Genomic DNA, 1,080 nt, shown 5'->3' with positions numbered 1-1,080 from the left:
TCCGTAGATCCATCTGCATTGGTCACCACTACTGTATACTCAAAACTATCTGTTCCATTAAAATCAGGATCTGGTGTATAAGTTACCGTACCATCAGCATTGATCGTCACTGTTCCATTAGCTGGATCAGTCACTTCAGTTACTTCTACATCACTCGTAGGATCGAAGTTATCATTGTCTAACACATCGATATCTACTGGTGTATCTTCATCTGTAGTTGCACTATCATCAGAAGTATCGCCTTCTCCTACTACAGTAATCACTACCGTAGCGGTCTCTGTCGTTGTAGATCCATCCGCGTTAGTTACCGTTACCGTATAATCAAAGGTATCCGTACCATTAAAATCAGGATCTGGCGTATAGGTCACCGTACCATCAGACTCTATCGTTACTGTTCCATTAGCTGGATCAGTTACATCAGTAACCTCATTATCTGTTCCCTCAAAAGTATCATTGTCTAATACATCTACATTCACAGGAGTATCCTCATTAGTCGTCTCAAAGTCATCCTCTACATCAGCTACTGGGTCAACAGTCACAACAACCGTAGCTGTTTCTGTGTCCGTAGATCCATCTGCATTGGTCACAACTACTGTATACTCAAAACTATCTGTTCCATTAAAATCAGGATCTGGTGTATAAGTTACCGTACCATCAGACTCTATCGTTACTGTTCCATTAGCTGGATCTGTCACTTCAGTTACTTCTACATCACTCGTAGGATCAAAGTTATCATTGTCTAACACATCGATATCTACTGGTGTATCTTCATCTGTAGTTGCACTATCATCAGAAGTATCGCCTTCTCCTACTACTGTAATTACTACCGTAGCCGTCTCTGTCGTTGTAGAGCCATCCGCGTTAGTTACCGTTACCGTATAATCAAAGGTATCCGTACCATTAAAATCAGGATCTGGCGTATAGGTCACCGTACCATCAGAATTAATCGTCACTGTTCCATTAGCTGGATCAGTTACATCAGTAACTTCATTATCTGTTCCTTCAAAAGTATCATTGTCTAATACATCTACATTCACAGGAGTATCCTCATTAGTCGTCTCAAAGTCATCCTCTACATCA

Annotated in this window: 1 protein-coding gene; it reads right to left on the bottom strand. The window is 40.8% G+C overall.

Annotated elements, in window-relative coordinates; translation table 11 throughout:
• Window positions 1-1,080, bottom strand: a 1,080-nt coding sequence (locus tag CHB80_RS24355; protein WP_143337260.1) for an Ig-like domain-containing protein, incomplete at both ends; no start/stop codon positions are given.

The sequence above is a fragment of the Dokdonia pacifica genome (assembly GCF_900188275.1).
GTDB classification, from domain to species: domain Bacteria; phylum Bacteroidota; class Bacteroidia; order Flavobacteriales; family Flavobacteriaceae; genus Dokdonia; species Dokdonia pacifica.
The sequence above is the reverse complement of the archived record's forward strand: the minus strand, read 5'-3'. Positions and strand labels throughout refer to the sequence as shown.